At 65.7% G+C, this 12,289-nt stretch carries 12 protein-coding genes; all 12 read right to left on the bottom strand.

Features of this window, described 5'->3' with window-relative positions:
* Positions 1–78 precede the first annotated feature (78 nt).
* The 12 genes from BZF57_RS09875 to BZF57_RS09820 all read right to left on the bottom strand — a co-directional run bounded on the left by BZF57_RS09875 (position 79) and on the right by BZF57_RS09820 (position 12,260).
* Positions 79–981, bottom strand: coding sequence for an SDR family oxidoreductase (locus BZF57_RS09875; protein WP_086737304.1), 903 nt, complete (start codon positions 979–981; stop codon positions 79–81).
* 135 nt (positions 982–1,116) lie between these two features.
* Positions 1,117–2,325, bottom strand: coding sequence for an acyl-CoA dehydrogenase family protein (locus BZF57_RS09870; RefSeq protein WP_086737302.1), 1,209 nt, complete (start codon positions 2,323–2,325; stop codon positions 1,117–1,119).
* A gap of 54 nt (positions 2,326–2,379) precedes the next feature.
* On the bottom strand, positions 2,380–3,135 hold the full coding sequence (locus tag BZF57_RS09865) for a ThuA domain-containing protein (protein WP_086737300.1): 756 nt from the start codon (positions 3,133–3,135) through the stop codon (positions 2,380–2,382).
* A 2-nt stretch (positions 3,136–3,137) separates the two neighbouring features.
* The gene (locus tag BZF57_RS09860) at positions 3,138–3,926 is read right to left on the bottom strand and encodes an SDR family NAD(P)-dependent oxidoreductase (protein WP_169712954.1); all 789 of its coding nucleotides are present in this window, start codon (positions 3,924–3,926) and stop codon (positions 3,138–3,140) included.
* Complete coding sequence (locus tag BZF57_RS09855) at positions 3,923–5,077, bottom strand: thiolase family protein (RefSeq protein ID WP_086737296.1); 1,155 nt, start codon at positions 5,075–5,077, stop codon at positions 3,923–3,925. The genes BZF57_RS09860 and BZF57_RS09855 overlap by 4 nt, the downstream gene beginning before the upstream one ends.
* Positions 5,074–5,499 carry a Zn-ribbon domain-containing OB-fold protein gene (locus BZF57_RS09850; protein ID WP_086737294.1) on the bottom strand — a complete coding sequence of 142 codons (426 nt, stop codon included), beginning with the start codon at positions 5,497–5,499 and terminating at the stop codon, positions 5,074–5,076. Before BZF57_RS09850 ends, BZF57_RS09855 begins: the two co-directional genes overlap by 4 nt.
* Before the next feature lie 24 nt (positions 5,500–5,523).
* Positions 5,524–6,606 carry an acyl-CoA dehydrogenase family protein gene (locus tag BZF57_RS09845; protein WP_086737291.1) on the bottom strand — a complete coding sequence of 361 codons (1,083 nt, stop codon included), beginning with the start codon at positions 6,604–6,606 and terminating at the stop codon, positions 5,524–5,526.
* A 1-nt stretch (position 6,607) separates the two neighbouring features.
* Positions 6,608–7,849, bottom strand: coding sequence for a cytochrome P450 (locus tag BZF57_RS09840; protein WP_086737289.1), 1,242 nt, complete (start codon positions 7,847–7,849; stop codon positions 6,608–6,610).
* A gap of 99 nt (positions 7,850–7,948) precedes the next feature.
* A complete protein-coding gene (locus BZF57_RS09835; RefSeq protein WP_086737287.1) occupies positions 7,949–8,326 on the bottom strand; it encodes a limonene-1,2-epoxide hydrolase family protein in 378 nt (125 codons plus the stop codon).
* Positions 8,323–9,087, bottom strand: coding sequence for a ThuA domain-containing protein (locus BZF57_RS09830; RefSeq protein ID WP_086737285.1), 765 nt, complete (start codon positions 9,085–9,087; stop codon positions 8,323–8,325). The genes BZF57_RS09835 and BZF57_RS09830 overlap by 4 nt, the downstream gene beginning before the upstream one ends.
* Complete coding sequence (locus BZF57_RS09825) at positions 9,087–10,097, bottom strand: NADP-dependent oxidoreductase (protein WP_086737283.1); 1,011 nt, start codon at positions 10,095–10,097, stop codon at positions 9,087–9,089. Before BZF57_RS09825 ends, BZF57_RS09830 begins: the two co-directional genes overlap by 1 nt.
* Before the next feature lie 24 nt (positions 10,098–10,121).
* Positions 10,122–12,260, bottom strand: coding sequence for a molybdopterin-containing oxidoreductase family protein (locus BZF57_RS09820; RefSeq protein WP_086737281.1), 2,139 nt, complete (start codon positions 12,258–12,260; stop codon positions 10,122–10,124).
* Positions 12,261–12,289 lie beyond the last annotated feature (29 nt).

Genomic DNA, 12,289 nt, shown 5'->3' with positions numbered 1-12,289 from the left:
AGGCGGGGATTCAGCTATCTAGCCGTCAGCCCCGAAGTGAGCTGGATTCCCGCCTTCGCGGGAATGACAAGCGGGGGGCTAACCGACGGTTCTGTCAGCCTTGTCCTTCTCGTTCGTGCCCTTGATCATGGCGCGCATCTGCTCCCACTCGGCATCCCCGAGCGCGCTCAGCATCGGGTAGAAGGTGCCGCCATTGGCCTGGAAGCCCGCGCCGTCGATCGCGATGGTCTGGCCGTTCACATATTCCGCGCCCGGCCCCATCAGGAACACCGCGAGGTTGGCGAGTTCGTGCATCTCGCCCGCGCGGCCCATCGGGTTGAGGCTGTTGCCCGAATTGCCGCCCGCGCCGCCGGGGTGGAGCCGCGCGCTCATCCCCTTGGTCGGGAAGAGCCCCGGGGCGATCGCGTTGAACCTCAGGCCATACCGGCCCCACTCGGTCGCAAGGCTCTGCGTCATCGCGTTGATCGCCGTCTTGCTCATCGCGGAAGGCACCACGAAGGCGCTGCCCGACCACACCCATGTGGTGAGGATCGAGAGGAAGCTGGCCTTCTTCTTCTCCGCGATCAGCCGCTTGCCGATGTCGAGCGTGACGTAGAAGGTCCCGCGCATCACGATATCGGCGATGGCGTTGAAGCCGTTGACCGAAAGATCCTCGGTGCGGCTGATGAAGTTGCCTGCGGCGTTGTTGACCACGCCGGTGAGCGCCCCGCCATCGGCCCAGATGCTATCTACCATCGTGTGGATCGCATCAGCATCGCGGATGTCGCAGGCCATGCCGACGATCTTGCCGCCGTGCAGGGAGGTGAGTTCCGCCGCCGTCTCGTCCAGCTTGTTCTGGCGACGGCCGCAGATGTAGACCGTGGCGCCGAGCTTTAGGAAGGCCTCCGCCATCTCGCGCCCGAGGCCTGTGCCCCCGCCGGTGACGAGGATGCGCTCGCCCGCCATCAGGCCATCGCGGAACATCAGTTTCGAAGCGTCCATTTCTCAGCGTCCTCTTGTTTCGTCATTGCGAGCGAAGCGAAGCAATCCATGGACTGCCGTCTCGCCCACCCGCAACGTCAGTTCATGGATTGCCGCGCCGCCTGAGGCGGCTCGCAATGACGAAGTAATGGGTTCTCAAAGCCCCAGCACGGTCTTCGCAATAATGTTCTTCTGCACCTCGTCCGAGCCGCCGAAGATCGTCGAGGCGCGGTTGTTGAGGAACTTGCCCATCGCGGTCTGGGCATATTCGCTGCCGACCGGCTCGGGCGCCTCGTTGCCGTAGAGCGGGCGTTCGAGCGGCAGTTGCAGCGCGTCGGGGCCGAGCAGCTCCAGCCGCAGCACATCGACCTTCTGGCCGATGTTCGAGCCGAGCAGCTTGACCAGCGAGGTCTGCGGCCCGGGCGCCTTGCCCTTGGCGAGCTCGGCGAGGATGCGCAGCTCGGTCACCTCCAGCGCCTCGGCCTCGAGCCGCACGCGGGCGAGGCGGTCGCGGAAACGCGGGTCATGCGCCAGCGCACCGTTCACGCCCGAGGGCTGTGTCTGGGCGAGGTTCTCGAGCCGGTCGATCGACTGGAGCAGACGCGGGGCGTAGCACGATCCGCCGCGCTCGTTTTCGAGCAGGAACTTGGCGATGCTCCAGCCCTGGCCTTCCTCGCCGATGCGGTTCTCAACCGGCGTGCGGGCATCGGTGAAGAACACCGCATTGACCTCGTGATCGCCCGACATCGAATGGATCGGGGTGACCGAGACGCCCGGCTGGTCCATCGGCACCAGCAGGAAGCTGATCCCGGCCTGCTTCTTCACGCTCGCATCGGTGCGCACCAGCGCGAAGATCCAGTCGGCGTGATGGGCGTGGGTGGTCCAGATCTTGGAGCCGTTGATGACATACTCGTCGCCATCGAGCCGCGCCGCGGTCTTGAGGCTGGCGAGGTCCGAGCCGGAGCCGGGTTCGGAATAGCCCTGACACCAGTAATCCTCGCCCGAAAGGATGCGCGGCAGGAAGCGCGTCTTCTGCTCGGGCGTGCCGAATTCGCAGATCACCGGACCGACAAGGCGCAGGCCGAGGATCGCCAGAGCGGGCGCGCCGGCGAGCGCGCATTCCTTCTCGAAGATGAACTTCTGCGTCGGCGTCCAGCCGGTGCCGCCGTCCTCCTTGGGCCAGTGCGGGGCGACCCAGCCTTGCTTGTAGAGGATGCGGTGCCATTCCATCCCGATATCGGGCTCCACGAACACCCCCGGTGTGCGGCGGGCGCCATCGCGCAGCCGCTCGGGCAGGTTGTCGGCGAGGAAGGCACGCACTTCCTCGCGAAAGGCCAGATCCTCGGGGGAGAAGTCCATATCCATTCTAGTCAATCCCACTTGCGATCCGGCAGTTACGCGCCCGCGTCGCTGCCAGCTTCAATCCCCGTCCCGCATCGCCCAAGCAATCGTGCGGCGCAGCAGGTCGTAGTAAACGTCGTAGTTCCAGGCGCACATTTCCTTGTGCGGGTAGAAATCGGCCATGCCGGGCAGGTCATAATGCCCTCGGCAATGGCCCAGCGCATTGTATACGATCTGCCCCGCGCCGATATCCCTCGTATAAACGATAGGAACCGTGGTCTTCTCCCACTGGCTGTGGGTGAAGCCGGTCGCCTCGCCTTCGAAGGTGGTCTGCATCAGGGTTTCGATCGGCGCGGTGGTCTTGGAGAGGTAGAGCTCGTCCACCACCTCGAAATCCTCAATTCCGCGGGTCAGCTCGTGATCCTTGTTGACCACCTCGACCGGGAACTTGCCGATCGGCGGGTGGGCGACGAACTGCGTGCCGAGCATCTCCATCACGTCGGGCCGCTCGTCGGGTGCATCAATCAGGCCTTCGGCGGTGAAGACGAGGATCGAGTTGGTGCCGTGGAGCGCCATCCACTTGCCGCCCTTGTCGAGCCATGCCTTCAGCTGCTGCGCCTGCTCCGGCGTCGGCATAAGGTCGCAGGTGTAGGTGATGAGGAAGCGGCACTGGTCGAGCCGCTCGAGCCCCGAATAGTCCGCCGCCACGGTGGTGCGGATATGCGGATGCTCGGCCAGCAGCTTGAGGATCTCGAGCCGCGGGTAATCGATATCGTGATACTTGCCCGCAGCGATGAAGTGCGCGTCGATGCGGGTGGCGGGTTGTGCGCCCATGCTTAGCTCCTGATGCTGCCGCCGCCGTCGACGGTCAAATCGCAGCCGGTGGTGAAACTCGCCTCGTCGCTGGCGAGGAATACCACCGCGCGGGCGACCTCCTCGGGCTCGCCGATGCGGTTCATCGGGTGGGTGGCTGCGAAATTGGTCTCGATGTTCTCCGGCGTATCGGCGCCGGAGAACTTGTAGCGGTTGTACATCGGCGTGCGGATCGCGCCGGGGTGGACCATGTTGACGCGGATCGGCAGGCCGCGTTCGGCAAGGTCGAGTGCCACGGATTGGGTGAGGCCCCTCAGACCCGTCTTGGAGGCGGAGTAGGCGGCGACAAAGGCCGCCGGACGCAGCGCGATCATCGAGCCGATGTTGACGATGGCGCAGGGCTCCCCGCTCGCCTCCATCGCCGGGATTGCGGCGCGCATCCCGTAGAAGGGGCCGTGGAGGTTGATGTCGATGGTGCGCTCCCACACGTCGAGCGCGCCTTCGGGGACGTTGCCGGGCTCGGAGATGCCGGCGATGTTGCACAGCACGGTGAGCTTGCCGAAGCGCGAGAGCGTCGCGGCGACGGCGGCCTCCCACTGCGCGAGGTGGCGCACGTCGAGATCGGTCGCGGCCGCACGCTCACCCAGCTCGGCGGCGAGTTCCTGCGCTTTCTCCAGCTGCACATCGCCGAGCATCACGCTGCCGCCCTCGGCCACGATCAGCCGCGCAACCGCAGCCCCGATCCCCTCCGCGCCGCCCGAAACCAGCGCGACCTTGCCCTGCATGCGCCCCCTGTTTTCTGGCTTGCTCATTCGCGCTCCAGGATCGCGACGCCCGAAAGGCCAGGCGCGCCGTAGACGTGGCTGTAGCCGAAGCGGACCTTGCCCGGCACCTGCCGCTCACCCGCCCGGCCGCGCAGCTGGGTGACGTTCTCGTAGACCTGCCTCAGGCCCGAGGCACCGATCGGCTCCCCGCAGGCGAGGCAGCCGCCATCGGTGTTGACGGGCAGCTTCCCGCCCCCGATCTCGGTCCAGCCATTGGCGAGCCATTCCTCCTGCTCGCCGTCCTTGCAGAACCCGTTTTCGGCCATGTGCATGATTTCCGCGCCGCTCTCGGTGTCCTGAAGCTGCGCGACGCTGATGTCCTCGGGGCCAATACCGGCCTTCTCGAACGCCGCCTGCGAGGCGAGGACGGTGGGCTTGCCGCCCTCCTCGATGCTGATGCCGGCCTGGAACACCTCGAAGGAATTGGGCGGGCGGGTCTTTACCGCAACCGCGCGGATCTTCACCCCGTCCGCGCCCAGTTCCTTCATCTTCTTCTCGGACGCGAGGATCAACGCCACCGCGCCCTCGGCGGGCGAGCAGAACATGTATTTGGTCAGCGGGTCATTGATCATCGGCGCGTTCATGATCGTCTCGAGATCGACCGGGCTGCGCCGCCAGGCATGGGGCGTGATCGTGCCGTTGCGGAAGGCCTTCTCCGCCACCCGCCCGAGCGTCGTGCGGCTAATGCCGTGCAGCTGCATGTAGCGCTGGATCTTGAGCGCGAAGAACTGCGTGGTCAGCATCATACCGGTTTGGCCGTACCATTCGGGCAGGCCATAGTCCGAAGGCTTGGCGTTGAACGCGCCGCGCGGGTGCTTGTCGAAGCCGACCGCCAGCGCAAGGTCATACATTCCGCTCGCAATCGCCTGCTGCGAAGCGGCGAGCGCGCTTCCGCCGGTCGCGCAGCCGTTGGCGACGTTGGTGAAGGGGAGCGAGGTCAGCCCCAGCTCGTTGACCATGATGTCGGCATTGCCCGCTGCCGCGCTGCCGCCATAGGCGCATTCGATGTCGGGCCATTCGAGCCCTGCATCCTTCAGTGCCTCGCGCACCGCATAGACGCCCTGTTCGCGGCCCGAGCGGCTGTCGGTGCGGCCAAAGGGATGGATCCCTGCGCCGATGATGTAGACGTTCTCGCTCATGCGGCCTGACTTTCAGCTTGGGCGGCGGGACGGAAGGCGAAGGTGTCGTAGCGCGCGTTGAACGGCACGATGCAGAATTCGAGCTCCATGCCGAGGTGCAGATCCTCGAGCCGCGCGTCGACGATGCGGCTTTCAACGATCACCTCGCCGGGCAGTTCGACATAGCCCAGCAGGAAGGGCTGGAAGTCCGGCGGGCCTTCCCCGGGGCCGCTTCCGGGGCCTTCATAGGGCTCCTTCGGCAGGAAGCCCTGCGAGGTCCACGACCACAGCTTGCCCCGCCGCGAGAGCTTGTAAGGCTCGACGCCCTCGGCCGCATCGCCGACCGGCATCGGAAAGACGATCTGGCCCGAAGGCAGGCGTCCGCCCATCAGGTGCGGCTGCGCCCCGTCGCTCCACAGGTTCGGGTCGATCTTTTCGCCCATTGTTCAGTCCCCCTCAGGCCCGCGTCATGCCGCGAGCGCATACTCGGCCAGCACGGTGTCGATGTCGCCGAACAGGCGGGCGAGCAGCAGCACGCGCTTCATCGCGTGGCCGATGGCGAGCTCGTCGGTGATCCCCATGCCGCCGTGCATCTGCACCGCCTCGCGGGCGATGGCATCGACATTCTCGCCGATATAGGCCTTGGCCCCGGCGGCCGCGCGCTGCCACTTTGCTGCGTCAGACCGGTCGGTCAATGCTGCGCGGTAAAGCATTGAACGCGCTTGCTCTTCCTTGGCATAGCAATCGACCAGCCGGTGCTGCAAAGCCTGGAAAGAACCGATCGCGACGCCGAACTGCTCACGCTCCTTCACATAGGTCAGCGTGTCGTCGAGCAGGCGCTGGCCGAGGCCGACCATTTCCGCCGCGGCGTAAAGACGCACGTCAGCGGCAATGGCTTCGAGCGCCGCCAGATCGAGCGAAAGCTTCGCTGAAGCGGGGGTGCGGGTCAGCTTGATCTCGCCCGCAATGCTGCCATCGGCGAGGCGATAAGCGCGCACCTCCAGCCCCGGGGCATCCTTCGGTACGAGGAAGCAGGCGGTTTCTCCGCCGAGTTCGGCGGTGACGATGAAGAGGTCGGCGAGCAATGCCCCCATGACCATCGTCTTCTCGCCCGTGAGCGTGAAGGCGTCGCCGGCGGCGTCGGCCTTCATGCCCCTGGACTTGAGGCTGTAGCGCTGGCCCCGCTCGGTCCATGCGAGGGTAGCGATGGTCTCGCCCGACAGCACGCCCTCCAGCACATCACCCGCGCCGCCGCGTTCGAGCAGCAGGGCAGGCAGGATGCCATGTTCGAGCAGCGGATCGGGCGCATTCGACTTGCCGATCGCCTCGCACACCAGCGCCAGATCGACCGCTGATCCGCCCATGCCGCCCGCATCCTCGCCCGCAGCAAGCGCGATCAGGCCCATCTCGGCGAGCTGCCGCCAGCGCGCGCGGTCATAGCCAGTGGGCGAGAGTCGCAGCCTGCGGCGCGCCTCGACGTCGATGGGCGCAGCGAAGCGCTCCACCGAGGTCACGAACATCTGCTGTTCTTCGGAAAGGTCGAAATTCATGTCAGCCCTTCCGCGTAAACGTGATCGGCAGGTGCGTGACACCGCGCAGCAGGATGTTGGGGAGGATGCGGATTTCGTTCTCGTCCGCGACTGCGAAGTTATCGAGCCGTTCGAGCAGCTCGTCGAAGGCGACCAGCATTTCCTTGCGGCTGAGCATGTTGCCGACGCACATATGCGGCCCCTTGCCGAAGCTGAGGTGGGTCCGGGCGTTGGTACGCTCGATGTCGAACTTGTCGGGATCAGGGAACTTCTTGGGGTCGCGGTTGGCCGCAGCATAGCGCAGCTGCACCACCGCGCCGTTCGGAATTTGCATCCCGCCAAGCTCGGTATCCGCCTTGACGATGCGCCACATCCCCGCGGTGGGCGTTTCGTAGCGCAGTGCCTCTTCGACGAGGTTGCCGAGCAGCTTGGGATCGCGCCCGCCCGCCGCCGCCTTGGCCTTGGCCATCTGGTCGGGGTTGCGGATCAGCTGGAGCAGGCCGCCTGCAAGCGTCGAGGTGGTGGTCTCGTTCCCGGCGACCATGAACTGCTGCATCAGCGACATGATTTCCGGATCCTCGAGCGGCGTCTCGCCCTCGACCCGCGCTTCGACCAGATCGGTCAGGAGATCATTGCCGCCATTGGCCTTGCGATCGTCGATCAGGCCCTTGATGTAGTGCTGGAACTCCACAAGGCTGCGCGCGCATTCGAGCTTGCGCTCGTGATCGACCATCTGGCTGAAGCGGTCGACCGCCGCGTCCGACCAGCGCTTCACGCGCTTGGGATCATCCTCCAGCCCGATCTGCCCGGCAATCATGGCCACCGGCAGCGGCACGCCGAACTCCTCGACGAACTCGCAATGGCCCCGGTCGGCAAAGGCCTCGATCAGCTCGATCGACTTCTGCCGCATGTCCGCCTCGATCGCGTTCACGCGCGGGGCCGAAAAGGCGAGGTTCACCAGCTTGCGGTTGCGGGTGTGGACCGGGTGATCGGCGGTCAGGAGCGTGGGCAGGTCGGGCCAGCCTTCGGCGAGGATCGCCTGGATGTCCTCGTCCGCCTCGCGGCCCATCAGGGCGGTGAAATCGTTCGAGAAGATTTCCGGCTTGGCCGCCGCCTCGCTGCACAGGTCGTAGGAATAGACGACCCAGGTGTTCATCCCTTCCAGATGCTCGATCGCGATCCCCGCCTCGTGGATGGCGCGATAGTAATCGAACGGATCGATCAGCGTTTCAGGCGCAAAGACATTGCCTTCGGGCTTGTTCATGTGAGGCGGCTCCAGACCCTTCCCAATTCTTGCGTGGAGCCTAGCGGCCCTCGCGCCCCGGATGCGATGCGCGTTTCTGTTAGGGTTGCAGGCAAAGCATCAGCCGCCGGCAAATTCCCGCTGGAATTCAAGCATGTCGAAATAGTCGCGCCAGCCGGTGATGCGCCCGTCTGGGCCGATGTCGAAGGTGCCCATGACGCGAATTGCGGCACGGCGGCCGTCCTTGAAGATGAAGCCGTCGGTGCGTTCGGTCAGGACGGTGTTGCCGTTCGCGGCGATGGCGTGGGTCTGCCACTCGCAGCCTGCGAGATTGGCGAAGAACCCTTCGACCATCGCGCGCATTTCCGTGGTGCCGCGGACGGGCTCCATCGGGATGTTGTGGTAGACGATGTCGTCCGCGCACAGCGCCATCAGCGCGTCGATATCGCAGGCGTTCCAGTGGCCGATGAAGGCCTCGACGGTTTCTTGGGGTGTCATGGTGTTGCTCCTGAGGTGTAATCGAGCGCCTGTCGCAGCATCTGGCGGATGTGCGGGTTGGCATAGGTCGCGGGACCATCGCCGAATTGCAGATAGACGAGCGGGGCGGGGCACTTGCGGCTCTCCCAGGCGACGCAGTTGCTGCCCGGCGGATGCTCCCAGCCGGCATTGCTGAACATCGCGCCCGCGACGGCCTGGGCGGCGGAGTAGAAATTGTCGCGTGTGAAAGCGAAGCCCTCGGCGCGGATCAGCGGGGTGAGGGCGGTCTCGTCGACGGGGCAGAGGTAGAGCTCGTCGGTGACGGGGAAGCTGGCGGGCAGGCCGCGCGTCACCGTATGCTCGGCGACCACCCGTGCCTCGTAAGTGATGTCGTGGCGGTAGCCGGAATCGAGCCCGTGCGGCCCTGGCTGGTAGCGGAACTGCCCTCCGAGCCAGTCGTGCCACTCCTGCCAAAGCGCCCACCCGGCCAGCGCATGGTGCATGGCGACCGCGCCCCTGCCGCTGGCGAAGCGGTTCGCGACCGCCTCCCGGAAGGCGGGCGATGGTGGGCGCGTCGTCACCTTGCCCTCGCCGAAGGCGTAGCCCGCCATGTCGTAGAACAGCAGCGCGTCCGCCGCGAGGATGGCCTCTGCCGCATCAGCCTCGCCGCCCTCGGGATGGATCAGGTGGGTTATCTCCCAGTTACCCAGGCTGGCGAGCAATTCTGCGAAGGGCCCCGCCTCGTAGGGGTGTCCCCCGGACAGGACCAGCAGGGAGCGCATCAGGCGATCTTGAGGATCATCTTGCCGTCGTTCGTCCCCGCGAACAGCCGCATGAAGCTGTCGAAGGCGTGCTCGAGCCCCTCGTCGATATGCTCGTCGATGGTGAGTTTGCCTTGCGCCGCCCACACGCCCATCTGCGCCGCGCCCTCGGCGAAGCGGGGGACGTAGTCGGCCACAAGAAGCCCGCGGATGTGCGCGCGCTTGACGATCAGCTGCCACAGGTTGCGGATGCCGCGTGGCTCGGTGTTGTATTCGCTGATGAGGCCGCACAGCCCGACGCGCGAGTGGAGGTTGAGGTTCATCAGCCCCGCATCGAGGATGATCCCGCCGACATTCTCGAAGATCACGTCGACCCCGTCGGGGCAGGCCTCGGCGATGGCGGCGGTGAGCGCGGCTTCATCCTTGCCGCGATAGTCGATGGCGGCAACGAAGCCGTATTTCTCGGTGAGGCGCGCGCACTTGGCCGGGCCGCCCGCGATCCCGACCGCGCGGCAGCCGTGGATCTTGGCGAGCTGGCCGACAAGACTGCCCACCGCGCCCGCCGCGCCGGTTACCAGCACGGTTTCGCCCGGCTTGGGTTCGCACACTTCGAGGAAACCGAAATAGGCCGTCATCCCCACCGCGCCGAAGATCGAGAGGTAGTTGGTGACGCTCGGCACCAGCGAGGTGTCGATCGGCTGGGTGAACCCGCCGGCGACGCCGATGGAATAGTCCTCGAGCGCGTTCAGACCCATCACCCATTGGCCCGGCGCGAAGCCTTCTGCACGGCTTTCCTCGACCACGCCGATGGTGCTTGCCCGAACCGGATCGCCCAAGGGGATCGGTGGCATGTAATTGCCCTCGGCATCCATCCACCCGCGCATCGCCGGATCGAGCGAGGCGTAGTGGTTGCGGATCAGGAATTGCCCCGGTTCCAGCGCGGGGGTCGGCTCGGTTACCAGTTCGAAATCGTCAGGCACGGGGGTGCCCTGAGGGCGGCGCTGTAGCAGAAAACGGCGATTCTGGGGCATATATTTTTCCCGATATGGTTAATTTTACGCGGGCTCTAATTTAACCGGAATGGCGCTTTGTAGGCTCTGTCCGGTGATCGGATCGTAGTCGACAACCTCGCTCACAAGCCGGTTGGTGGAGGCGCCGCGCTCCCGCACGTCGTCCTTCCCGGCATCGGCATCGCCATAGGCATGCGCCATCGACACAATCCCGCGCCGCACCTTGTCGCTTGCCTTGACGACCCCGTGGATCGTGGCGTGGGGGCTTGTGATCGCGACCAGCCCGCCTTCCTCCAGTCCCAGCGCGGCAATGTCGTCCGGATGGATGAAGGCGGGGTTGGTTGTGGTCTTTTCCCGCAGCTTCTTGAGCGGGTGGCCGATCGAGTTGAACCGCGTCTTCGAGCGGCGCGAGATCAGGCGGAAATCGAAGCCCTCGCGCGCGGCGCTGGCGTCGGCATATTTGAGGATCTGCGAGGGCATCGCCCCCGCGGAAAGGTCGAAGCGGTGGAACTCGCTTTCGTCGACCGGCTCCACCACCGGGTGCTTTTCGGGATAGATCACCGCCGCCCCGCCATTGGCCGCGCAGTCCTTGCGCACCTGACTCGGCGGCACAAGACAACCGGTCACCGCAAGGTCGAGGAACTCCTGCTTGGTCGGCTTGCGATCCATCGGCAGCGGGCCGCCCATGAGGTTCATCTGGATGCCGAGATGGTGCGCCAGCGTCCAGAACATCTCGTATTCGTCGATGCAGTCACCCGGCGCCTCAACCACCGCTTCGGTGTAGCGGGCATAGGGTTCCTCGTGCCACCATTCGGAGAGGCTGGTGATGTCCTCGCGCTCCAGACATTGCGATGGAGCGAGCACCACATCGGCACGTTTGGCACTGGCGCTCATCCAGGGGTCGATCTGCACAAACAGTTCGAGATCATCGAGCGCGCGAACCATCTTGGCCTGATCAGGGAAACCGACGACTGGATTGCCTCCGACCGAAATCAGCGCACGCACCTGGCCTTCACCGGGGGTGAGGATTTCGTCGGCCAGCACGTTGCAGGGCATCTCCGCGCCCAGATGGCCGAGGCCGCGGAAGCGTGACTTCGGCATCCCTTCCGCGCCAAACATCGGCACCGGCGGCCCCACCTGCGCGCGCCGTGCGGTCTGGTAGGGGCTGAACACGCCGGGGATCGCGGCCTTCTCGCCCTCCTGCTTGAAACGGGCGCAGATCGTGTTGAGGCACACCACGAGATACTCGGTCAGCGTCCCGTTCCCGGCCATTTCGGGCCCGGTGCCAGTCACCGCGCAGCCCTTGGTGCCGCTGGCGAACATCCGCGCGGCGGCGACCAGTTGGTCCTTGTCGAGCCCGGCGCGCGCGGCTGCGACCTCGGGCGGGAAGGCCTTCACTGCCTCGGCGAGTTCATCGAACCCGTCGACATGCGCGGCGACGAAATTGCGGTCGTACAGCCCCTCGGCGATGATGACATTGAGCATTCCTGCGAGCATCGCGGGGTCTTCGCCCGGCTTCACCGGCAGGTAGATATCGGCAAGCCGGGCCACATCGCTCTCGCGCGGATCGGCGACGATCAGCTTCAAGCCTTCGGCCTTCTTGTCGCGGATGCGGCGCGAGGGGCTGAAGGGCGGCACCCCGCCGACCGGCGCATAGTGCGACACGATCGGATTGTTACCGATGAACATGGCAACGTCGCTCTCCGAGAAGGTGTTCGGCCCCGCCATCCACTTGCCGTAGCGCGCGGTGGTGAAGACCTTCGCGGGCTGGTCGAGCGTCACCGAGGTGTAGAAATTGCGGCTGCCGACGGCCTGCGCAAAGCTCATCGAGGCGGCCATCGCGGCCGAGTTCTGGAAGCCGCCCGATCCCATGAACACCGCCACCGAATGGGGCCCATGCTGGTCGATGATCCGCCGCAGTTCGGATGCCACATGGGCGAGGGCCTCGGGCATCGGGGTCGAGACGAATTCGCCCGCCTCGTTGCGCACGAGCGAGTGGTGCAACCTGTTCTCGGAGTTGTGCGAATCCGGCAGTTCGCGGCCCTTCATGCAGGTGTAGCCGCCATAGGCCGGATCGTCGGGATCGCCGCGCACTTCGACGACTTTCCCGTCCACGACATCGACTTCCATCGCGCAGTTCGCATGGCAGAAACGGCAGAAGGTCTTGTGAGTCTGAACACCCATGATGTCTCTCCCCAGAGTATCGGGGAGAC

Origin of the sequence: Erythrobacter colymbi (assembly GCF_002155685.1) — a bacterium.
GTDB lineage: Bacteria > Pseudomonadota > Alphaproteobacteria > Sphingomonadales > Sphingomonadaceae > Erythrobacter > Erythrobacter colymbi.
Note: the sequence above shows the minus strand (reverse complement) of the source record. Positions and strands in the feature narration are given on the sequence as shown.

Bases quoted from the DNA above. Each gene is read 5' to 3' on its own strand.
- BZF57_RS09825 (WP_086737283.1), bottom strand. From the start codon at position 10,097: ATGCCCCAGAATCGCCGTTTTCTGCTACAGCGCCGCCCTCAGGGCACC.
- BZF57_RS09875 (WP_086737304.1), bottom strand. From the start codon at position 981: ATGGACGCTTCGAAACTGATGTTCCGCGATGGCCTGATGGCGGGCGAG.
- BZF57_RS09855 (WP_086737296.1), bottom strand. From the start codon at position 5,077: ATGAGCGAGAACGTCTACATCATCGGCGCAGGGATCCATCCCTTTGGC.
- BZF57_RS09845 (WP_086737291.1), bottom strand. From the start codon at position 6,606: ATGAATTTCGACCTTTCCGAAGAACAGCAGATGTTCGTGACCTCGGTG.
- BZF57_RS09860 (WP_169712954.1), bottom strand. From the start codon at position 3,926: ATGAGCAAGCCAGAAAACAGGGGGCGCATGCAGGGCAAGGTCGCGCTG.
- BZF57_RS09850 (WP_086737294.1), bottom strand. From the start codon at position 5,499: ATGGGCGAAAAGATCGACCCGAACCTGTGGAGCGACGGGGCGCAGCCG.
- BZF57_RS09865 (WP_086737300.1), bottom strand. From the start codon at position 3,135: ATGGGCGCACAACCCGCCACCCGCATCGACGCGCACTTCATCGCTGCG.
- BZF57_RS09820 (WP_086737281.1), bottom strand. From the start codon at position 12,260: ATGGGTGTTCAGACTCACAAGACCTTCTGCCGTTTCTGCCATGCGAAC.
- BZF57_RS09835 (WP_086737287.1), bottom strand. From the start codon at position 8,326: ATGACACCCCAAGAAACCGTCGAGGCCTTCATCGGCCACTGGAACGCC.
- BZF57_RS09840 (WP_086737289.1), bottom strand. From the start codon at position 7,849: ATGAACAAGCCCGAAGGCAATGTCTTTGCGCCTGAAACGCTGATCGAT.
- BZF57_RS09830 (WP_086737285.1), bottom strand. From the start codon at position 9,087: ATGCGCTCCCTGCTGGTCCTGTCCGGGGGACACCCCTACGAGGCGGGG.
- BZF57_RS09870 (WP_086737302.1), bottom strand. From the start codon at position 2,325: ATGGATATGGACTTCTCCCCCGAGGATCTGGCCTTTCGCGAGGAAGTG.